The sequence below is a fragment of the Paractinoplanes polyasparticus genome, from assembly GCF_019710575.1.
In the GTDB taxonomy this organism is placed as follows: domain Bacteria; phylum Actinomycetota; class Actinomycetes; order Mycobacteriales; family Micromonosporaceae; genus Actinoplanes; species Actinoplanes polyasparticus.
On the sequence record NZ_JAHWFK010000010.1, the window covers coordinates 1 to 21,024 of the forward strand.

Here is a 21,024-nt window from a genome sequence, read left to right on the forward strand (position 1 = left end):
AGGAGACTCAGTCATGAGCGCTTCACTTGTTGTCACCGACCTCCGCGTCGAGTTCTCGGGTTTCGTCGCGGTCGGCGGCGTCTCCTTCGACGCGCATCCCGGCGAGGTCCGGTTCCTCATCGGCCCGAACGGCGCCGGCAAGACGACCTGCATCGACGCCATCACGGGGCTGACCAAGGGCACCGGGTCGGCCAAGCTCGGCGAGAAAGAGCTGCTGGGCAAGCAGGTACACAAGATCGTCCGGCTCGGGGTGGGCCGTACGTTCCAGACCGCGAGCGTCTTCGACGAGCTGACCGTGCTGCAGAACCTCGACATCGCCGCCGGGCTCCACCGCTCCTCGGCCTCGCTGCTGCGGGCCCGGCGCGGCGTCGACCCGTCGATCGAGCACGCGCTGGAGGAGACCGGCCTCGCCGGCGAGCTCGCCACGCCGGCCGGCATCCTGTCGCACGGCCAGAAGCAGTGGCTGGAGATCGCGATGCTGCTCGTGCAGGACGCGAAGGTGCTACTGCTCGACGAGCCCGTCGCCGGCATGAGCCACGACGAACGCACCGCGACCGGCGAGCTCCTTCAGCGCATCGCGGCGAAGCGGATCGTGCTCGTGGTCGAACACGACATGGACTTCATGCGCCGTTTCGCCACCCGCGTGACCGTGCTGCACCAGGGCAAGGTGCTCTCGCAGGGCACGGTGGCCGAGGTCCAGGCCGATCCCCAGGTGCAGGAGGTCTACCTCGGCACCGCGGGCGCCGCCACCACGGCCGCCATGTCGGTCGTGCCGGAACCGGTGGCCGAGACGCTGAAGCTGACGGAGGACTGACATGCTCGAGATCACCGACATCGAGGCCGGCTACGGGCGTACACGGGTGCTGCACGGCGTGACGGTGCCGGCCGGCAAGGTGGTGGCCGTGCTCGGCCACAACGGCGCCGGCAAGACGACCCTGCTGCGCCTCGCGATCGGCCTCATCAAGCCGACGAAGGGCCGCGTGCTGTTCGACGGCGAGGACATCTCGTCGCTCGCCCCCAACAAGCGCGTTGCCCGCGGTATGGCGTACGTGCCGCAGGGTCAGCAGTCGTTCGGCCAGCTCACGACGATGGAGAACCTCCAACTCGCCGCGGACGGGCGCCGGCGCGGCCGGACTCTCATCGACGCGCAGCTGGCCCGCTTCCCCGCCCTGGAGAAGTTCGCGACCCGGAAGGCGGGCCTGCTCTCCGGCGGGCAGCGCCAGCAGCTCGCGATCGCCCGCGCCCTCATCACCGAGCCGAAGCTGCTCATCCTCGACGAGCCGACCGAGGGCATCCAGCCCACGATCGTCGCCGAGATCGAGCAGACGATCATGCAGCTGGCCGGCGAGGGCATCCATGTGCTGCTCGTCGAGCAGCACATCGGCTTCGCCCTCGAGGCCGCCGAACGCTACGTTGTGCTCGCCTCGGGCTTCGTCACACACACCGGCGAGGGCGGTTCGGCCGCCGCCTCGACCGTGCGAGCCGCCATGGCGATCTGAGCCGACATGACCGGCTTCCACGCCGGAAATGCCGTCGTAACACCGGACAGGGAGGATCCCCCACGCGAAGGTGCCTTAGGGGATGCCACTGTGTCGACGGACAACGCACGCGCGGCCGCGGAGGACAGCCTCGAGGACTATGCCTTCCGCTATGTGCCGCGCACCTTCCGGCGCTGGAGTGCGGCGTCGGTCGGCGCGACCGCCCTCGGGTCCATCGCGTTCCTCGCCGACTTCTCGATCGGCGCGAGCATCGGCATCGACCACGGCACGGACAACGCCGTGCTCGGCATTCTTTTCGCGTCGGTCATCATCCTCATCGTGGGCGTGCCCGTCGCCTACTATGCCGCTCGCTACAACCTCGACCTCGACCTGATCGCCCGTGGCGCGGGTTTCGGCTACTACGGCTCGATGATCACGACCGTGATCTTCGCCGGCTTCACCTGCATCTTCTTCGCGTTGGAGGGCGCCATCATGGCGCAGGGGCTGCAACTGGCGACGGGGATGCCGCTGTGGCTCGGCTATCTCATCTCGACCGTCGTCGTGATCCCGATCGTCATCTACGGCATGCGTGCGCTGGAGCGCCTGCAGTTCTGGACCACGCCCCTGTGGCTCGCCCTCGCCCTGCTGCCGCTGCTGTGGATCCTCGTCTCCGACCCCGAGTCGGTGCGCGCCTTCACGTCGTTCACCGGCAACTCCGACGGCTCGGTCAGCTTCGGCGCCGTCGTGTCGAGCGCGGCCGTGTGCTTCGCCCTCACCCCGCAGCTGGCGGAACAGATCGACTATCTCCGCGCCATGCCGCCGCGCACGCCGTCGAACGCCCGCTCGTGGTGGACGTCGTTCGTGTTCTCCGGCCCGGGCTGGATCATCTTCAGCGGCACCAAGCAGGTGATCGGGGTGTTTCTCGCCGTCTACCTGCTCGTGAAGGTCGAACCCGCTCTCGGGCACCGCGCGACCGAACCGGTCAAGCAGTTCGTCGGGATGTACCAGACCCTCGTCCCCGACTGGCTCGCGATCATCCTCGCCGTCGTGCTCATCGTGGTCGCGCAGGTGAAGATCAACGTGACGAACGCGTACTCGGGCTCGCTCGCGTGGTCGAACGTCTTCACCCGGGTGGCGAAGCACTACCCGGGTCGTACGGTCTTCGTGCTGTTCAACCTCGTGATCGCGTACGTGCTCATGATGTTGGACGTCTTCACCCTCATCACCTTCGTGCTGAGCCTGTACGCGAACGTCGTCATGGCGTGGCTCGTGACGATCGCCACCGATATCGCAGTCAACAAGTGGGTGCTACGCATCTCGCCGCGCTACCCCGAGTTCCGTCGCGGCATGCTGCACGACTGGAACCCGGTGGGGCTCGTGTCGGTGGGGCTCGCCTCGGTGCTGTCGCTGCTCGCGTTCGCCGGGCTGCTCGGCGCCGCTGTCAAGCCGTTCTCGGTGCTCATCGCGATCGGCGTCGCGGTCGTCGCCACGCCGGTCATGGCCGTCGCCACGCGGGGGCGCTACTACCTGCGCCGCCGGTCCGACGGCATCGACTCCCCCCGGTTCGACGAAGACGGCAACCCCTCGGGCGAGCGGCTCCGCTGCCATGTCACCGGGTACACCTTCGAGCGGCCGGATATGCTGGCCTCGGCTGAGAGAGGACCGCACGGCCAGGTGCAGTACGTCTCGTCGCTGGCGCTCACACTCGACGATTCCGACCGCTACGTGCTCCCGCCGGAAGTCACCGGGCCCCCGCGCTGGGCGGCCGCCCGCAGAGCATCCCAAAGACGTGGGGGGACGTGATGGAGGAGTCGGTCGACACCGCGACCGCGATTCTCGCGAGCGCCGCGGTGCTGCTGCGCGAGCGCATGTTCGACGACATCTCCTACCGGGCGCTGGCCGACGAGGTGGGAATCTCGGAGCGCACGATCTACCGCCAGTACCCCACCCGCGCGCACCTGCTCGCCGCCCTCTCGAACTGGATCGAGCAGACCTCGTTCCCCCTGCCCCCGTTCGTGACCGTCTCCGATTTCCGCGCCGCCGCGCACGAGCGTTTCCGGGCCTTCGACGCTTTGCCCGCGTATGCGTACGTCGGCGCCCGGGCGTCCGCGATCTCGCCGACGCTCGACACGGAGCCCGCCTACATCACCCGGGCGATCGAGGCGATGCTCGACGTGGCGGCGCCGACGCTCAACCGACGGGATCGGCGGCGGGTCGCGGCGTCCCTGCGCTACTTCTCGTCGGCGATGTTCTGGGCGCGCCTGCGCACGGGCTTCGACCTGGACGCCGGCGAGATCTGCGACGCGTTCGACCGCGCCGTCGACACCGTGCTCGCCAAGCTGCCCTCCGCTGCCGCGACGCGGGCGGAGCCGTGACCGTCCCGGAGCTGAGCGGCACGCAAGCGGCCGTCCTCGCCGCCTACGCCGAACTGATCGAGGAGGTCGGCAGCGACGACGTGTCGTACCGGGTCATCGCCCGCCGGGCCGGCATCGCCGAGCGAACGGTGTTCCGCAACTACCCCACGCGCGTAGACCTGCTCCTGGCCACCGCCGAGTGGATCGAGGCGACGCTGTTCGCCCGCGAGGAGTCACAGTCGATCTTCGACATCCCCCTGGCCATCCGCGAGGCGATGGAGCGCTACGACGCGCGCCCGGAACTCGCCCACGTCGTCGCCGAAACAGCAATGCGCGGCGTGAGCGGCGCGGCTCCGTCCCCCGGCCGAGCCCAACTCGAGCAGCTGCTGGACGCCGAAGTGCCCTCCCTCGACGCGGCGCAGCGCAGGGCGGTCATCGCGGCGCTGTCACACCTCGACTCCGTCGGAACCTGGGTGACGTTCCGCCGCGAGTTCGGCATGGACCGCCGAGACATCGCCGACGCCGCCGCCTGGGCAGCGGAGGCGGTACTCGACACCATCCGCGACCGCGTCGCCCCGTAGCGGGGTGTTCGCACGTCGTCGCCGTCAAGAACCGGTGAACGAGTCGGAGCCCAGCACGGTGAGCAGGGCCAGCTTGTCGTAGCTCTCGGTTCCGGGTGCAGCCGTGAAGATGAGCAGCGACTGACCCTGGTCGGGATCGAGCAGGGTCTGGCAGTACAGGTCGATCCGCCCGACCTCGGGGTGGACGAAACGCTTGGCGCTGCTCCAGCGCAGACCGACCTCTTGGCGGTCCCACAACTCGGCGAACTCCCGGCTGATCCGCCGCAGCTCGGTCACCAGTGCCGCCGCCGGCGACCCGGGGCCCTGCGCGGCACCCGCGGCGCGCAGGATCGAGACGTACACCCGGCTGTTCAGGTGGTGATCGTCGGCCAGGTAGCGGGAGCGCGCGGCGGGATCGGTGAACCAGCGGTAGAGAGCACTGCGGGCCGGGCCGGTGTAGCGCGTCTCGTCGCCCAGCAGGGCCACCGCCGGCGGGGTCTGCTGCAAGGTCTCGCCGATGGGACCGACGATCTCGGCCGGGGTGTCCTGCAGCCGGTCCATGACGCGCAGCAGCCCCGGGCTGATGTGGGCGTCGCGCAGCTGCCGCGACTGCAGGCGGTGCCCGCACAGCAGAAACAGGTGGTCCCGCTCCTCCGGGGTCAGGCGCAGGCCACGGGCGATGGCCGCGGCCATCTGCTGCGACGGCTGGGAGCCGCTGCCTCGCTCCAGCCGGGCCAGATAGTCGGCCGACATGTCGCACAGCTCGGCGACCTCTTCGCGGCGCAACCCACTCGTACGCCGCCGCGCGCCCCGCCGCAAGCCGACGTCCTCGGGTTGCAGCGCCAACCGGCGGCCGCGCAGAAAAGCGGCCAGGCCGTCGCGGTCGAGTGCTGTGTCCGCCATCGGGCTCCCCTCTCTCGGCCCCTATCGTCGCCCGGCCGGTGATCGTTAGCCACGCCCTGTCATTCAGTGGCTGAGCAGGTCCTTCATCCGGGCCCCGGCCGGACGGTGCACTGGTGGGACAGCCACCTCGAGAGGAATTCCGATGACCGGATGGACCGCCGACCAGCTTCCGACCATGACCGGCACCAGGGTGGTGATCACCGGCGCCACCGGCGGGATCGGCCTGATCACCGCGCGCGAACTGGCCCGTGTGGGCGCCACGGTCGTCCTGGCCGCCCGCAACGTCGACAAAGCGCGCCGCGCGGTAGCCGGCATGCGCGGCGACTTCGTGGTTCACCGCCTCGACGTCGCCGACCTGGACTCCGTACGAGATTTCGCGCAGTCCTACACCGGCAACGTCGACATCCTGATCAACAACGCCGGCGTGATGGACATCCCCGCCGCCCGCACCGCGCAGGGCCTGGACCTGCAGACCGCAACCAACTACTTCGGCCCGTTCCTGCTGACCAACCTGCTGCTCCCCCGCCTGACCGACCGTGTGGTGACGGTGGGCAGCCAACTGCACCGTTTCGGCAAGCTCAACCTGAACGACCTCGACTGGCGCACCCGGAAGTACAACGGTCTGGCCGTCTACGAATCGTCCAAGCTCGCCGTGGTGCTGTTCTCCCTGGAGCTGCAGCGCCGCCTGACTGAAGCCGGCAACACCGTACGGTCGGTGGTCGCCCACCCCGGGGTCGCGCGCACCAACCTGGTCAGCCACTCTCCGCTCGGCGTCATCAACCGCCTCCCGTTCCTGGTGCAGGACGCCGAACGAGGAGCGCTGCCCCTGCTCTACGCAGCCACCCAGAACGTCCCCGGCAACGCCTACGTGGGCCCGGACGGTCTGTTCAGCTTCACCGGCTACCCGATGATCCGCAAACCCAGTCGGGCCGCCCAGAACCTCACCACCGCCCGAACTCTGTGGCACGCGACCGCCACCCTCACCGGCGCCTGATTCGGGCGCGGCACACCGCTACTCCGACTGGCGGGCCAGGCCGATGAGATTGTCCAGGCGCTGGGCCGGCTTCGCATCGGCGACGCCGGGGCGCCACTCGGTCACATCGACCAGGCCGGGCTCCCGCGCCGTCTGCGGAACCGAGGAATCAACCTTCGGAGCCGCGCCCTTCTCACCGGACGGCTCAGACATGAGGGCTCCGTTCAGTCGTGAGATCGCTCGGAATCCCCCTCATCGTCCACCCCACCGAGCGGGAACAGAACCGACACAGTGGATTCCTTCAGCGCGACCCGCCCCAGCTCCATTCGTCATACCGTCAATGAGTGACTCTCAGCCGGGACAGACCAGGGTGCGGGGACCCCCGAAGGTCCCCGCACCCCGTCGTGCGCGGTCTGTCGATCAGCTGTAGACCTCGAACTCGAAGAGCGAGTAGCCCCAGCCGGTGGCCCGGGCCGTGCCGTTGATCCGCAAATACCGGCCGGTGGTGGCCAGCGCGGTGTGGTCGTCGACCCCACCGTCGCCGCCGGTGATCGTCCGGGCTGTGGTCCAGGTCGTCCCGTTGGCCGACGTCTGGATCTGGTACGCGGACCCGTACGCCCCTTCCCAGGTCAATTTGACCCGATTGATGGGGGAGGACTGACCGAGGTCCACCTGGATCCACTGCGGGTCGGCGAAGGCGCTCGCCCACCTGCTGGTCAGCGAACCGTCCACCGCCGCAGAGGCCGGGTAGGCGACCGCCTCGGTGCTCGACGCCGTCGCCGGCTTGTTCAACGCCAGGTTGCCCGAGGGCTGCACGACAACGCCGCCGTACACCTCGAACTCGAACAGCGAGTAGCCCCAGGCGGTGCCGCGGGCTGAGCCGTTGATCCGCACGTAGCGACCGGTGGCGCCCAGCGCCGTGTTGTCGTCCACCCCACCGTCGCCGCCGGTGATCGTCCGTACCGTGGTCCAGGTCGTCCCGTTGGCCGACGTCTGGATCTGGTAGCCGGAGCCGTAGGCCGCCTCCCAGGTCAGCTTGACCCGGTCGATGGAGGTCGACTGGCCGAGGTCCACCTGGATCCACTGCGGATCGCCCGCCGTGCTCGCCCATCTGGTGGTCGGCGAACCGTCCACCGCGGCCGACGCCGGGTAGGCGACGGACTCCGTGCTCGACGCCGTCACCGGCTTGTTCAACGCCAAATTGCCCGACTGCGGCGGGGTGGTGCCGCCGGAGGTGAACGTGAAGTCGTCGATGTCGAACAACGATCCCGCGCCGCCGGTGAACACCAGGTACAACTGCTGCGTGCCGGCCGGTGGGCTGATCGTCCCGGTGACGTCGGCCCACGTCTCCCAGCCGCCGGTCGGGGCGACCTGCACCGTGCCGGCCACCGGGCCGGTCGGTGAGCCGGTCCGCACGGTCAGCGTGCCGCCGACGCCGGCCGAGGCGACCCGCGCTTTGATGCCGGTCACGCCGGCCAGGTTGTACCGGGCGAAGGAGATCCAGTCGCCGTTCTCGATGTACCCGATGGCATTGCCGCCGTGCGCGTTGGCCTTGGCGGCGACCTGGACGCCGTTCATGGTGCCGAAGTGTTCGGCCTGCCGGGTCCGCGGTTGCAGCAGGTGCTGAGCCTGGACCGCGACTCCGGTGACGGGGGTGTACTCCGCGGCGAGCACCCCGAAGATGTTCGCGCTCGCGTCGTGCTCACCGTCCACCGTGGTCTGGATCGAGCCGCTGCAGCCGTTCCTGCTGGTGATCGGGTGACCGTGGCTGTCGTGGCCGAGCACGTAGTTGAGCACGACCCGGTTGCAGTCGATGGTGCCGGCATTCGGGTCGGTGACCCTGATCTCGTACGGCACCAGGTCGCCGAACTGGAACACCGATCCGTCGGGCGGTGCGATCAACTGGATCGATGGCCGGCCGACTCCGACGACCGTACTGGCCGTCGAGGTCTTGCCGCCGGAATCCCGTACCGTCAGCGTCGCGGTGTATTCGCCGTTCGCCGGGTAGGTGAACGTCGGGTTGGCCGCCGTGGAGTCGGTGCTGCCGTTACTGGTGAAGTCCCAGGCGTACGTGATCGGGTCGCCGTCCGGGTCGTTGCTGCCCGCCGAGCTGAACTGCACGGTCAGCGGCGCCGCGCCGGAGGACGGGGTGGCGCTGGCCTGCGCGATCGGAGCCCGGTTGCCGCCACTGTTGTACTCGATCCGGTAGAGAGCCGAGTTCTCATCTCCGCCGAACCAGGTCGTGCCGTAGTCGAGCACGTACAGGGCGCCGTCCGGCCCGAACTCCATGTCCATGATCGCCGTTCCGGTCCACGGGATCGGCTCGATCGCGCCGGCCGTGCCGTCGCCGTTCAGGGTGACCGCCTTGATCCAGCGACTCGTGAACTCCCCGAGGAAGACCTTCTTGTCGTACGACGCCGGGAACTTCACATCGGAGGCCAGCGCCGGGTTGAAGTTGTAGACGGGGCCGCCCATGGGCCCACCCCCACCCAGCTCGGGCCGCCAGGGACCCTGCCCACCGTAGGGCAGCCACGCCGCCTGCGACGCCGGCAGCGCCGTGACACCGGTGTTGTTCCGCGAGTTGTTCGTCGGCCCACCGGCACAGTTGTAGGCACCGGACGACGGCCCGGTGGGGAACGCGTACTCCTGGTAGGGGGTGTTGTAGTTGGAGCAGTACGGCCAGCCGAAGAATCCCGGCCGGGTGATCCGCTCGAACGAGACGGTGCCCGCGGGCCCGCGCTGCGGGTCGGCCGAGCCGGCGTCGGGGCCGTAGTCACCGAGGTAGACGACGCCGGTTGCCTTGTCGACGCTCATCTTGAACGGGTTGCGGAAGCCCATGGCGTACACCTCGGGCCTGGTGTTCGGCGTGCCCGGGGCGAACATGTTGCCACCCGGGATGGTGTAGCCGCCGGTCGCGCCCGGCTTGATCCGCAGCACCTTGCCGCGCAGGTCGTTGCTGTTGCCCGAGGTGCGCTGCGCGTCGTAGGCGGGGTTGCGGTCGGCCCGCTCGTCGAGCGGCGCGAAACCGGCCGAGTCGAACGGGTTGGTGTCGTCACCGGTGGACAGGTACAGGTTGCCGGCGGCGTCGAAGTCGATGTCGCCGCCGACGTGGCAGCACAGCCCACGACTGGTCGGCACGTCGAGGATCGTCACCAGCGAGGCCGGGTCGATCGTGTTGTCGTCCCGCACGGTGAACCGGCCCAGCTTGTTGGAGCCGTTGAACGGCGCGAACTGCGCCGCCGTACCCGTGGACGGAGCGTCGCCGCCGGGCGTGCTCAGCGGTGGCGCGTAATAGACGTACACCCAGCGGTTGGTGGCGAAGTTCGGGTCGGCCTTGATGCTCTGCAGACCCTCCTCGTCGTGGCTGTAGACCGGCAGCGTCAGCGCGACCTTGGTGTTGCCGTTGACGTCGGTGTACCGGATGACGCCGTTGCGCGAGGTGTGCAGCACACCCCGGTTGGGCAGCACGGTGAGGCCCATCGGCTCACCGGTCTCGGCCACGCCCTTGGCCAGGTTCACCTGGCTGAACGTGCCGGCGGCACCCTGCACCGAGCAGTTGCCGACGTTCTGCGCGGCGTACCTGATGCCGCCGAGCAGGTGGGTACGGAAGTGGGCCTCCGTGTAGCTCTCCTGGGTGTGGCCGAGGCCGGTGTACCAGGATCGGCCGCCGTCGTAGGGCCGGCACCACGAGATCGGGTGGTCGCCGTTCATACTGCCGCCGGTGTACGTGGCCTCGTTGAGATTTGCGAGGACGTGCACCTGCGAGCGGGGGTTGGTGCGGTAGTTGTACAGCTCGTCGGTGCGGTTCCAGTTCACCGGGATGCCCGCGTTGGACGGGTGAGCGGTGTCCTCGATGCGAACGGTGACCGGCTGGATCGCGGGGTGACTCGCGAAATAGGCGCCGACGAGGTTGCCGTACCAGGGCCAGTCGTATTCGGTGTCGGAAGCGGCGTGTACACCGACATAGCCGCCACCCGCGCGAAGATAACGCTCGAACGCGGCCTGCTGGGTCGCGTCGAGCACGTCGCCGGTGGTGGACAGCCAGATCACCGCTTTGAACCGGGCCAGGTTCGTGTCGGTGAACTGTGCGGCATCCTCGGTCGCCTCGACCGTGAAGTTGTTCTGCGCGCCCAGTTGCTGGATCGCGGTGATCCCCGCGGGGATGGCGTCGTGCCGGAACCCCGCGGTCTTGCTGAAGATCAGCACCGAGAAGTCGGCAGCGAATGCCGGGGCGGCGTTGACACCCATCCCGGCCAGGACAAGGGCGACGATCAGTAGCACTCTGCGAATCATGATCGGTTGGGTCCCTCTCGTGAGGAAGCAGCCGAGACGTGCGCCGATCACGTCTCGAACGTGGCCGCGGTAGGCGCCCCCGCGATGGGTCCCTGAGCGCGCATGACGATGTCGCGCCTGTCCCAGCGATGGAGGGTCGGCACGTCGCGCATCGGGGGAACGTCGCGCGGCGCCGCGATGGGGGATGGAAGTGAGTGGGGTGGTCGTAGGCGGCTGCGACGGCACCTGGTCGGGGATGCGGTGCCGTCAAATCTTGGAGCTCAAATCCTCGGAGAGCGCTTTCTCAGAGGTGCTGAAAAGTTAACAGATTCGTCATCGCCCAACAATGCCTTCATCGACCGTCGTGAAACCGGACGGCCGAAGCTCCCCTCGACCCGGAAACGTAAGGCGCTGACCGACGGAACACTCTGACGAGTACGAACTGGTGAGACCCGGTCTGCCGTTGATCCACCGTCGACCGACACCGGTGTGACACAAGCGCACGCCACATCTGCCCGTTGAGGCAACGCAACACCCGCTTATCTCACTTGATGGAGAGCGCTTCCCGAGAGACGCCATATCTGGCTGCCGACAAGTCCTCGGCCTCAGGCGGAGGGCCGGGGGACGGGCTCGCCGAAGGCGACGGCGAAGCAGCTCGACCTTTGCCCGCCCACCGGCTTCAAGCAATCCGCTGGGAGCTACTGCGCGGCCGGCCCATGGAGGCCGAGATCCGCCTGATCCTCACCGCGGCCGCACCGAAGATGAACGCCAACGAACCGATCTCTTCAGCGCACTGACCGAGCGGTTCGGGCAGCTGGGCGGAGTCAACCTCGACGTTCCGGCCCGGAGCACCCCGCCCCGAGCGGCGGACTTCAGCGAGTGATGATCGTCCTCTACACCGATGTCGTCTCTGAACTCATGCGCGCCACACCTGCTCCGCCTGTGCTCGCATGGCTACAGCAAACGTCCACCACCGGTCTCTACACCACGTCGGTCGCAGTGGCCGAGATCCGCTACGGCATCGCGCGGCTACCGGACGGCCGACGCAAGCACGACTTGCACCAGGCGGCCAACGAGATCTTCGCCGCCTTCCCTCGGCAGGTCCTCCCCTTCGACCTCGCCGCGGCCACGGCCTACGCCGACGTGGTCGCCGGCCGCGAGTCAGTCGGCAACCCGATCAGCGGATTCGACGGCCAGATCGCCGCCTGACACTGGTCAGCAGCCCGCGCGGATCCGAACTCCCAGCGCGGCGCGCCGGGTGGGTCCGTCCACGCAATCATCGATGGCGCCGACGTTGCGCAGGACGAAGTTCGTGCCTTCGACCTACGGGCGGTACTGCGCAGTTCCGCCTTCCAGGCGACGGCCGGTGGTGGCGGTGGCAGTATGGCCTCGGCGGCAGCGGCTTGGCGTTCGGCCGCATCCGCGGTCCGCTTCGCCTCGCGCGCCGGCCGGGAAGGCGTCACGCTCCGGCCTGCGTTTCGATTAGCCAGAATGGTCACTTAGCGCCGTGTGCTGGGGCGGCGCGGGATCGGCGTGAAGTAGTTGGTGGGTGCCGGGACCGGTTCGCGTACCGGATCGCCGTCGAGGATCTCGGTCATCCGGCGAACGGTCGGGTCGCCCTCGTCGGCCACGTAGTCGTTGTCACGGGTGCCGTCCCGGCCGTCGAGGATGCCGAGGTTGCGGAAGACCGGCGTCAGCAGGAACGTGAGGATCAGGTTCACGGCGAGTGCGACCACGCCGACGTAGACGCTGGCGCCGCTGTCGATGCCGATCGTGTCGAGCGGCCAGGCGGATCCGCCGAAGTGCTCGCGGACGACCGTGCGGCCGTCGGCGCCGCCGAACTTCGGTACCTGGTACAGCATCACCATGCCGACCAGCAGGCCGGCACCGATTCCGGTGCCGAGCGCCCATCGGTGGAACCAATTGGTGTAGAGGCCGAGCGCCACGGCGGGCAGCGTCTGCATGATCACCACGCCGCCGATGAGCTGCAGGTCGATCGCGAACTGCGTATTCAACAGCAGGATCACCAGCAGGGCGCCGAACTTCACGGTCAGCGAGACGGTCTTGCTGACGTATGTCTCCTCCTTGGCGGAGGCCTGCGGCCGGAAGTACTCGCGATAGATGTCACGGGTGAACAGGTTGGCCGCCGCGATCGACATGATCGCGGCTGGGACCATGGCGCCGACGCCGATGGCCGCGAAGACCATGCCGGCGGTCCAGGCCGGCGCGTTCTCGTTGAACCATTGGGGCACGACGGTGTTGCCGTTGCCACCGAGCGGCTGTGTGCCGCTGTAGATGGCGGCGAACCCGATGAGCATGATCACGCCAAGGGTGAGCGTGTAGATCGGCAGCACGGCCAGGTTGCGCCGCAGCGTGCCCCGGTTCCGCGAGGCCAGCACGCCGGTCAGCGTGTGCGGGTAGAGGAAGAGCGCCACCGCCGACCCGAGGGCCAGCGTTACGTAGTTGAGCTCGCTCTGCGCCGGCAGCAGCAGGCCGTCGTCGGTGCGCGGCGTCGCGGTGAACTTTGCCTCGGCCAGCCGGAACACGGGTTCCCAGCCGCCCGGCTTCATCGACACGAGCAGGACGACGCAGAGCACGCTCCACAGAACCAGCGTGTCCTTGACGATCGACACCAGCGCCGGCCCGCGCAGCCCGGAGCTGAACGTGTAGAGCGCCAGCACCAGGAAAGCGATGGTGAGCGGCCAGCCCTTGGGCAGACCCATCACCTCGAAGACCGCCTCGATGCCGATCAGCTGCAGCGCGATGTACGGCATCGTGGCGACGATCCCGAGGACGGCGATCACGGTGCCGAGTTCCCGTGAGCCGAACCGGGCCCGGACGAACTCCGCCGGCGTGACGAACCCGTGCACGTGGCACACCGACCAGAATCGGGCAAGTACCACGAACAGCATCGGGTAAACGATCACCAGGAAGGGCACCGGGAAGAAGCCGGCCGCGCCGATTCCGTACACCAGGGTGGGTACCGCGACGAACGTATACGCCGTATAGACGTCCCCACTGAGCAGGAAGAACGTCACCCAGTTGCCGAAGGCACGCCCGCCGAGGCCCCACTCCTCAAGGCTGTGGATGTCGTTCGGGCGGCGCCATCGGGAGGCTGCGAACCCCATGATCGCAACCAGTCCGAAGATCAACGTAAAGACGACAAGCTGGACCGTCTGGTCGTCCATGGCGGGCATCTCAGCGCGCCTTCAAGTGGACGTAGGCGATCACGACGCTCGCCAGAAACGCGAACCCGAGCTGGCACCAGTAGAAGAACGGCAGGCCGAGGAGAGCCGGCTCCGTCCGGTTGTAGATCGCCGGCACAAGCGGCAGCACGATAGGAATCATCAGCAACCAATGCCGGCGGTTGGCGTCGGGGCGCCGGAAGAAGCCTCGCAAGGTCCGGCGTACCGGGAACACGTGGTCTGGTGCGGCGTGCCGCGGACGGACAGCCGGCATGGTCCGCGGTACCTCGCCCCGCGGCGGCCATTCGGGCGGTAGGCCCTGGGTGGTGGTATGCCAGTCAACTTGTCCGTAACGCCTGTCCGCCATGACAGCCTCCGGAGTGTGATCACCAGTCCACCGGCCGCAATGCTCGCAGGTGACTTTGATCACCATCATCAACCATCGGACCGCACCCGCTCATCAATACGTCCACTTCGTACGATCTAAATTGGGGGTTGACACCAGCAATGGCGAGCGAGGTCTGGGCCGACCCCATCCCGTTCCTGACGTACGAGGTCAGGCCACCCCAAGCCGTCAGATGTCCCGTCGAGCAGCGGCGCCGGCTCCGGAACCGATGAGGCCGACACCACCGGACGGCAGTCACTGAGCGTGCGCCGGCTCGGCCGGTGCCGGCGCAATCACATGCCGGGTGTGGTGCTGAGCGGCGAGCACCGGAGGGCCCGCTGGGAACGGGCTGGTCTGGCGCGGCCGGGTGCGGTGGCGTCCGGCGCATACGAACCGCGGCATCACCGTCCCGGGCGCCATGCTGAAAGAAGTCTTCGCCGGGTCACGGCATCAGTAGAGGATGGCCAGGCACCACCTGTCGCAGCCTCGCGCTAGCATTGCTATCAACGCCGCAGGACGAGGAGATGCGCAATGGCCGCCCTCAGCATCCGAGGCCTGGACGACTCAGTCAAAAAGAAACTGCGTCTCCGAGCTGCCCGGCACGGCCGGTCCATGGAGGCCGAGATCCGCCTCATCCTCACCGCGGCCGCCGCCGAAGACGAACGTCCCAGAACCGATCTCTTCAGCGCGCTGACCGAGCGGTTCGGGCAGCTGGGCGGGGTCGACCTCGACGTTCCGGCCCGGACCACTCCCGCTCGAGCAGCAGACTTCGGCGAGTGATGATCGTCCTCGACACCAACGTCGTCTCCGAACTCATGCGGGCCACACCAGCTCCAGCGGTGCTCGCCTGGCTGCAGCAGACGTCCAGCACCGGCCTGTACACCACGTCGGTCACGGTCGCCGAGATTCGGTACGGCATCGCACGGTTATCGGACGGCCGCCGCAGACATGACCTGCACCAGGCGGCCAACGAAATCTTCGCCGCCTTCCCCCGCCAGGTTCTACCCTTCGACCTCGCCGCAGCCACGGCCTACGCCGACGTGGTCGCCGGCCGCGAAGCCGACAGCAACCCGATCAGCGGATTCGACGGCCAAATCGCCGCCATCTGCCGATCACAGGTCGCAACCCTCGCCACCCGCAACACCAAGGACTTCGTCGACACCGGGATCTCGCTCATCGACCCCTGGCAGTAGACAACCGCCTGACGTCCGCAGCTCGAGTCTCGCGAACTCAGCACGAACCCGGCTACCCGCCCAGCGCGGTTCGCGCAACGCCTCAATCTAGCTGACCGTCCGCGCAGGTAAGCGGTTAGGCGGGCCGAACGTTGCACCATGCGAACCGCCTTGTGCTGAGCGGCGATCCGTTGCCGGGTGTTCAGGCCCGCGCACTTGAAAGGGCAGGCCGCCGCCCCTGAGCCGCGCGTTCCGGTTGGCAGGTCGCTCGCGTAAGTCAGCGACTGAGGAAATCGATGATCGCGGAGCGGAAGTCCGGATTGCTGCCGACGACATCGTGCCCGCCATCGACCAGGCACAAGCGAGCTCCGGTGATGGCCTCGGCCAGAATGTGTGGGCGTTCGGCCAGAGGGTCGGCGTCGCCGGCGATGACGAGTGTCTCGGCGGTGACGGCGGCAAGGTCGATGCCGGCACGATGCACGGCGCGGGCCTGCGCGGCCAGCGACGGCAGGTCGCCACCGAGCATCTCGGCGTGCATCCGCAGGCCGGCGATCTCAGGCGGCAGGTCGTCCGGGTCTTCGGCCAGGAAGGCATGAGCCAGTCGGTCGCTCGGTAACGCGCGCGTGTCCACGCCGCCGACTTCGACAATGCCCGCGCCTGCTCCACCGACGACGAGCCGGCGGATGGTGGTTCGCTCGGCCGCGGCGAGCAGGGCGACGACCGCTCCCATCGAGTAGCCGACGAGATCTATGGCGGGCGCATCAAGCAGCGCTACGACGTCGAGGAGGTCGTCGGCCATCCGCTGCTCGCCGTAGCGCGTGGCGTCGGGCGACTTACCGGATCGGCCGTGGCCACGGGCGTCGACCCCCACGACACGACGTCCGGCGGCGGTGAGACCGGCGACCGTGCCCGGCATCAGCCAGTCAACCATCGTGTCGGCGGTGAAACCGTGCTGCAGCACGACTGGTACCGGGTGAGCGCTGACGCCGGCATCCGGCTCCCAGCAGTGATAGGCAATCGTTGTGCCGTCGTCGACGACCACGGTGGCGGTACGCGGCAGGACAGAGGCAGCCGGCACAGACTCGATGCGAACATTCGCCGCGGTCAGGTCGTCAGTCACAGTGCCTCCGGGGAAAGCCGATGCGATGAAGAATCACAGCCCTCCGACAGTGCCGGACCTTCCGGAAGTCAGCAAGGAACCCGCGCTGCAAACGTGGAGCAGAATTGCCGCCCTCCGCCCCTGAGACGCAAGCCGATCACCAGGGCCGCCGGCTGCCGGCGGCGCAGAACCCTCGCAGGCTGATCATGTATGCGCCAACCCAGTCCTGAGCGATCGGAGGGCGCATCGAATGACGCGGCGTGACCAACCCACCAAACGCGCCCACCGTAACGTGGGGTCTGGGGGTCGCCCCCAGGTGAGTAAGAGTGGGGCGGGCGGGACTCGAACCCGCGACCGAGGGATTATGAGTCCCCTGCTCTAACCCACTGAGCTACCGCCCCTTACCGGCGGCGATAGTAACCCGTGCCGCATACCCACAGCCAGCGATCTCCCCGGGTCAGACGCTGACCCGGGTGCCGAGCCAGGAAAGCACAGCCCCGGCCGTACGCCATCCGCCTGCCAGCGCGCCCTGGATGGATGGGCTGTCTCGGTGGTCGCCGGCCACGAACAGGCCCTCGCCCAGGTCTACCGGCTTGCGTAGTTGCGCCTGGGGGACGCGGGCGGCGGGCAGCGCCTCGGGGATGTTTACCACCTCCAGCAGCTCCCAATCGTCGGTGGGCTCCCCGTACAGGCGGGAGAGCTCGACCCGGATCACCGTCTCGGACGCTGAGGAGGGGGCGGAGACCCCGACCACCGATGCGGCGATCAGCGACTTGCCGGTCGGCGCGTATTCGGGCGCGGCGTTGCTGACTACGACCGTGTTGGCGATGATCTCGCGGCGGTCGCCGTCGAGGATCAGGGTGGGTTCGTTGATGGGGGCGTGGTCGGCGCCGAAGTAGAACGTCGTCAGGCCGTGCATGTCGGTCTGGGGCAGCTGGGGCAGCAGGGCCGTTGCCGCGGACGGGTCGGTTGCGACGATCACGGCCCGGCAGTGCAGTTCGCCGGCTTCGGTGACCACCACGCCGGGGCCGACCGAAAGCGTACGGGCGCCGATCAACAGCTGGGGGTACGGGAGCGGGCCGGCGATCGCCGCGGGCAGGGCTGCCATGCCGGCCGAGGGCACACCTATCTTTCCGCGGGCGAACGAGCGCAGCACCATCGCGAGGACGTGGCTCGACGTCTCGAGGGAACGGTCGCCGAAGACGCCGGAGAAGAAGGGGCGCAGCACCTCTTCGATCATGCGGTGGGACAGGCCGGCCTTGCGCAGCATCTCTTGAGCCGTGACCTCGCGCGCCTCGAGCAGCTTCGAGGGCGGCAGCGTGGCGCAGCGGGTGGCCAGCGCCGCGAACTTGAGGCGGTCGCTGAGCGTGCCGACCCCGGCGTTCAGGGTCTGCGCCGCGGACAGCGGCTCCCGCACCGGGTTCTCCAGCCGGTGCAGCTCGCCGCCGCGGCGTACCAGCACGCCGGACGTGAAGTAACGCATGTCGAGCGCGTCGATGTCGACCAGGGCCGGCACCCGTGGGTAGGCCGTGTTGAGCACCTGGAAGCCGCGGTCGAAGTGCCAGCCGTCGACGACGTCGGTGGCGACGCGGCCGCCGATCCGGTCGGAGGCCTCGACGAGCAGCCACTCGACCCCGGCCCGGTCGAGCCGCCGGGCAGCGGAGAGTCCGGCGAGGCCGCCGCCGACGATGACGACGTCCACCTCAACAGGTTGCGACACGTGCACCTCACAAGGGGACGAACCAGGCAGCCCCAAGACTAACCGCGGCACGTGTCCCCGGCAGCGGAAAGGCCAAGAGCCGCGCTCAAGCCCCTCGAAGCGCACGGCCCGGGCCGCGTCCAGCTTCCGGCGGATCACGACGACGCCGGCCGGCGCTGAAGGGCCGGCCGGCGTACGGGAAAAGGGGGTCAGCAGGAGAGGTTGCCGCCCGGGTCCACGCCGAGGATCTGCGCGAACCGCTGGTAGGCGTCGACCCGGCTCTGCACCTGGGCCGGGTTGCCGCCGTTGCACTCCAGCGCGCCGTTGATGCTGCGGATCGTCTCACCGAAGCCGGCCCCGCCGACCATCGCGGCGTGCGGGGTCATCGAGCCCGGGCCGGTCTGGGTCATCCAGTACCAGAGGCCGGTCTGCCAGGCCACGGACGCGTCGTTCTTCACCTGGTCCGGATTGTTCAGCAGGTCGACGCCGAGCGCGTCGCCGGCCGCCTTGTAGTTGAAGTTCCAGCTCAGCTGGATGGGACCGCGACCGTGGTACGCGTCCTGACCGGCCGGGCAACCGTACGGCTGGGTGGCGTCACAATAGTGGGGCCAGTTCGCCTGGTTCAGCTCCTCGACGTACACCAGGCCGCCGGACTCGTGGTTGATGTTGGCCAGGAACGCCGCGGCCTCCTGCTTCTGCACGTCCTCGCCGCCGGCCCCGGTGAACTCGGGGAACTTGTTCATGGCGTCGAGCAGGCCGGCGTACGAGTAGAAAGGGATCCGGTTCGGGAACATCTGCTGGAACTGGGCCTCGGACACCGGCAGTGTCGCCGCCGAGGCGCCCGTGCCGGGGAGCAGCGCGGCCAGGCCCGCTGTCAGAGCCACAGCTACTGCGCCGGCCGCCGCAAGAAAACGACGCTTCATGATCGGCCTCCGATGTTCAGGTCGTCGCAACCGCTGACCGCGCCGGCGGCGCAGCTGGCCTGACGGCTGGGCGGGGAAAAGATATAGCCGTGGGCCGAAGCGGGGGAAACTCCGACGGTCAGCGGCGGCAATGCGAATCTGCGATGCATGACAAATCCTTCCGCTCTGAAGGCTCCGGGGCGCCGCGGAAGCGCCCCGGAGCGGGGGCTCAGCTGAAGGGCGAGAGGGTGATGCCGATCGCCGCCGGGTCGCCGCTGTGCACGAGCGACTCCTGGTTGGCGACGTCGTCGAAGGCGAACGCGTAGGCCTTGCCGTCGGCCATGTTGGCGTGGATCAGCTTCGCGTACAGGTTGGTGGGGGTGTTCTGATAGAACGTCGCCGGGTCGGTGCTGGGCTCGACCGGCTGCGACCCGAGGGTGCCGCGGGTCAGCGCCGCGCACAGGCTGCGCGCGATCGGGCCCACGACCAGGTCGTTCGGGGCGCCCAGGTTGCCGTCGCAGCCCCACACGTTCGACGAGGTCGGCTTGGTGAAACTGGCGACCCGGGCGCCGGTGCTGTCGGTGAAGTTCATGACGTCACCGCTGGTGCGGCCCGTGAACACCTTGCCGGGCTGATCGGCGAAGGGCTTGACGGTGAGATCGGTGTCCGCGTACGCGGCCCAGGCCTCATCGATGTAGCCGCCGAGGTAATCGGGGTCGAACCCGCCTGCGTCCGCACCCTTGCCGGGGGCGAGCACCCGCAGCACGGTCCCGTCGGCGCGGGTCTGGATCAGCTTGGCGAACTCGGGGTCGGCCCGGAGCCCGTCGATGACGGCTTTGTGGCCGCCCGGCTTGAGCTCACCGGTCTGCGCGGTCCGCCCGTCGGAGCCGGTCACGCTGACCTTGTGCGGCACGGCGAACATGTCCACCTGAGAGCTGTTCAGCCACACGCCGGAGTCGTTGTAAGTGAACTCGCTCCAGTCGAAGAGGACGTCGCGGCTCGGGTCACCGCCGGCCCAGGGCGCGGGCTGCACCAGGCCGCCGTCCTGCGAGAGGCGGAAGTCGAGCTTGTCGCCGAACGCCATGTACATGCGCCCGGAGAGACCCTTGGGCACCTGGATGGTCTTGCTGGCGCCGTTGCCGGGCCCGGCGATGGCAACGTCGGGCGCGGGCGTCGGCGGGGTGCCGCCGCCCGGCCACGGCGTGAAGGTTCCGCCCTCGGTCACGTAGCCGAGCCGGCCGCCGGATTCGCCGAGCACGTAGAGGTGCACGGCCTCGCTCCGGCCGGAGTCGTTCGTGACGGTGAGCGGCAGCAGATCCGGTCCGGCCGCGTTCGCGGTCGGCACGCCGGCGATGACACCGGCCACAGCGACGGCCGCCACGGCCGCTCCGAGCAGGGATTTGCGCTTGGTACGCATAGGCACTCCACAGTCCGGCCCCCTGATGACGCAGGCCCGGCGAGCCGGAGGGGATCCCGCGTCGGCCGGAACGCTTCGGGGGCGGACAGGGAAGGGGGCTGCGCCCGGCCGTGACGCTCCGTCACCGACGAGAGCGCTCTCACCACCTTCACCCCGCCACCACACCGTGTCAATCGATGACCGTCACGCCATACCACAAGCGAGGAGGAGCCCTAAAACGCAACGTTTCCGCAGCTCACAGCCACACAACACTCTTCCGGAAAGATTGTGGCCAGAAGGGCAGACCCACCAAAAACCGGGGCAACAACAACGCCCAACCAAACAGAGCGCAACCACCGGTTCACAACAAGCACCGGGCCACACCGCCCACAGAACCGCCGACCCACCGCGTACGAGCAAAAAGCGCAGGCAATCCCCCACCGCACCCACCGCAGGCGGCGCTCAGCCCCCCGCAAAAGCGCAAGCAAATCCCGCACCGCACCACCGCACCGGGGCGTCCAGCCCCCGCGAAAGCGCAAGCCAATCCCGCACCGCAGCCACCACACCGAGGCGTCCAGCCCCCGCGAAAGCGCAAGCCAATCCCGCACCGCAGCCACCACACCGAGGCGTCCAGCCCCCGCGAAAG

At 68.7% G+C, this 21,024-nt stretch carries 19 protein-coding genes and 1 tRNA gene; 10 read left to right on the top strand and 10 right to left on the bottom strand.

Annotation, left to right across the window (positions count from 1 at the left end; translation table 11 throughout):
* Positions 1 to 13: 13 nt before the first annotated feature.
* The 5 genes from urtD to KXC43_RS13740 all read left to right on the top strand — a co-directional run bounded on the left by urtD (position 14) and on the right by KXC43_RS13740 (position 4,413).
* Positions 14 to 814, top strand: coding sequence for an urea ABC transporter ATP-binding protein UrtD (gene urtD, locus KXC43_RS13720; protein WP_221376431.1), 801 nt, complete (start codon positions 14 to 16; stop codon positions 812 to 814).
* Between the two features lies 1 nt (position 815).
* On the top strand, positions 816 to 1,499 hold the full coding sequence (locus KXC43_RS13725; protein ID WP_221376432.1) for an ATP-binding cassette domain-containing protein: 684 nt from the start codon (positions 816 to 818) through the stop codon (positions 1,497 to 1,499).
* A 90-nt stretch (positions 1,500 to 1,589) separates the two neighbouring features.
* Positions 1,590 to 3,281: a purine-cytosine permease family protein gene (locus tag KXC43_RS13730; RefSeq protein ID WP_221376433.1), complete on the top strand. Its 1,692-nt coding sequence runs from the start codon at positions 1,590 to 1,592 to the stop codon at positions 3,279 to 3,281.
* Complete coding sequence (locus tag KXC43_RS13735; RefSeq protein ID WP_221376434.1) at positions 3,281 to 3,853, top strand: TetR/AcrR family transcriptional regulator; 573 nt, start codon at positions 3,281 to 3,283, stop codon at positions 3,851 to 3,853. The genes KXC43_RS13730 and KXC43_RS13735 overlap by 1 nt, the downstream gene beginning before the upstream one ends.
* A complete protein-coding gene (locus tag KXC43_RS13740; RefSeq protein WP_221376435.1) occupies positions 3,850 to 4,413 on the top strand; it encodes a TetR/AcrR family transcriptional regulator in 564 nt (187 codons plus the stop codon). The genes KXC43_RS13735 and KXC43_RS13740 overlap by 4 nt, the downstream gene beginning before the upstream one ends.
* Positions 4,414 to 4,437: 24 nt before the next feature.
* Here KXC43_RS13740 and KXC43_RS13745 read toward each other — a convergent pair whose 3' ends face one another.
* The gene (locus KXC43_RS13745) at positions 4,438 to 5,295 is read right to left on the bottom strand and encodes a helix-turn-helix transcriptional regulator (protein WP_221376436.1); all 858 of its coding nucleotides are present in this window, start codon (positions 5,293 to 5,295) and stop codon (positions 4,438 to 4,440) included.
* A gap of 142 nt (positions 5,296 to 5,437) precedes the next feature.
* Between KXC43_RS13745 and KXC43_RS13750 the strand changes: the two genes are divergently transcribed.
* A complete protein-coding gene (locus KXC43_RS13750; protein WP_255644053.1) occupies positions 5,438 to 6,289 on the top strand; it encodes an SDR family NAD(P)-dependent oxidoreductase in 852 nt (283 codons plus the stop codon).
* Positions 6,290 to 6,307: 18 nt separating this feature from the next.
* Here KXC43_RS13750 and KXC43_RS13755 read toward each other — a convergent pair whose 3' ends face one another.
* Together KXC43_RS13755 and KXC43_RS13760 are read right to left on the bottom strand one after the other, a co-directional pair.
* Positions 6,308 to 6,481, bottom strand: a complete 174-nt coding sequence (locus KXC43_RS13755; RefSeq protein WP_221376437.1) for a hypothetical protein — start codon at positions 6,479 to 6,481, stop codon at positions 6,308 to 6,310.
* 207 nt (positions 6,482 to 6,688) lie between these two features.
* A complete protein-coding gene (locus KXC43_RS13760) occupies positions 6,689 to 10,561 on the bottom strand; it encodes a ThuA domain-containing protein (RefSeq protein ID WP_221376438.1) in 3,873 nt (1,290 codons plus the stop codon).
* 530 nt (positions 10,562 to 11,091) lie between these two features.
* On the opposite strand from KXC43_RS13760, the gene KXC43_RS13765 reads away from it, so the two are divergent.
* Positions 11,092 to 11,337 (top strand): hypothetical protein, encoded by a 246-nt coding sequence (locus KXC43_RS13765; protein WP_221376439.1) that lies wholly within the window; start codon positions 11,092 to 11,094, stop codon positions 11,335 to 11,337.
* An 82-nt stretch (positions 11,338 to 11,419) separates the two neighbouring features.
* Positions 11,420 to 11,749 (top strand): PIN domain-containing protein, encoded by a 330-nt coding sequence (locus KXC43_RS13770; protein ID WP_255644054.1) that lies wholly within the window; start codon positions 11,420 to 11,422, stop codon positions 11,747 to 11,749.
* A gap of 290 nt (positions 11,750 to 12,039) precedes the next feature.
* On the opposite strand, the gene KXC43_RS13775 is transcribed toward KXC43_RS13770, so the two are convergent.
* Both KXC43_RS13775 and KXC43_RS13780 read right to left on the bottom strand, forming a co-directional pair.
* On the bottom strand, positions 12,040 to 13,737 hold the full coding sequence (locus KXC43_RS13775; protein WP_438870887.1) for a sodium:solute symporter family protein: 1,698 nt from the start codon (positions 13,735 to 13,737) through the stop codon (positions 12,040 to 12,042).
* Position 13,738: 1 nt separating this feature from the next.
* Complete coding sequence (locus KXC43_RS13780) at positions 13,739 to 13,960, bottom strand: DUF3311 domain-containing protein (RefSeq protein WP_308129073.1); 222 nt, start codon at positions 13,958 to 13,960, stop codon at positions 13,739 to 13,741.
* Between the two features lie 681 nt (positions 13,961 to 14,641).
* Here KXC43_RS13780 and KXC43_RS13785 point away from each other — a divergent pair.
* Entirely contained in the window at positions 14,642 to 14,890 is a 249-nt protein-coding gene (locus KXC43_RS13785; protein ID WP_221376441.1) for a FitA-like ribbon-helix-helix domain-containing protein, read from the top strand.
* Positions 14,890 to 15,303 (top strand): type II toxin-antitoxin system VapC family toxin, encoded by a 414-nt coding sequence (locus tag KXC43_RS13790; RefSeq protein WP_221376447.1) that lies wholly within the window; start codon positions 14,890 to 14,892, stop codon positions 15,301 to 15,303. Before KXC43_RS13785 ends, KXC43_RS13790 begins: the two co-directional genes overlap by 1 nt.
* Positions 15,304 to 15,559: 256 nt before the next feature.
* On the opposite strand, the gene KXC43_RS13795 is transcribed toward KXC43_RS13790, so the two are convergent.
* From KXC43_RS13795 to KXC43_RS13815, 5 genes are all read right to left on the bottom strand, one after another.
* A complete protein-coding gene (locus tag KXC43_RS13795) occupies positions 15,560 to 16,324 on the bottom strand; it encodes an alpha/beta fold hydrolase (RefSeq protein ID WP_308129074.1) in 765 nt (254 codons plus the stop codon).
* 384 nt (positions 16,325 to 16,708) lie between these two features.
* Positions 16,709 to 16,782: transfer RNA gene (locus KXC43_RS13800), tRNA-Ile, on the bottom strand.
* Between the two features lie 56 nt (positions 16,783 to 16,838).
* Positions 16,839 to 18,101 (bottom strand): NAD(P)/FAD-dependent oxidoreductase, encoded by a 1,263-nt coding sequence (locus tag KXC43_RS13805; protein WP_221376442.1) that lies wholly within the window; start codon positions 18,099 to 18,101, stop codon positions 16,839 to 16,841.
* 188 nt (positions 18,102 to 18,289) lie between these two features.
* A complete protein-coding gene (locus KXC43_RS13810) occupies positions 18,290 to 18,964 on the bottom strand; it encodes a chitinase (RefSeq protein ID WP_438870888.1) in 675 nt (224 codons plus the stop codon).
* Positions 18,965 to 19,211: 247 nt separating this feature from the next.
* The gene (locus KXC43_RS13815; RefSeq protein WP_221376444.1) at positions 19,212 to 20,399 is read right to left on the bottom strand and encodes a beta-1,3-glucanase family protein; all 1,188 of its coding nucleotides are present in this window, start codon (positions 20,397 to 20,399) and stop codon (positions 19,212 to 19,214) included.
* Positions 20,400 to 21,024: the final 625 nt, after the last annotated feature.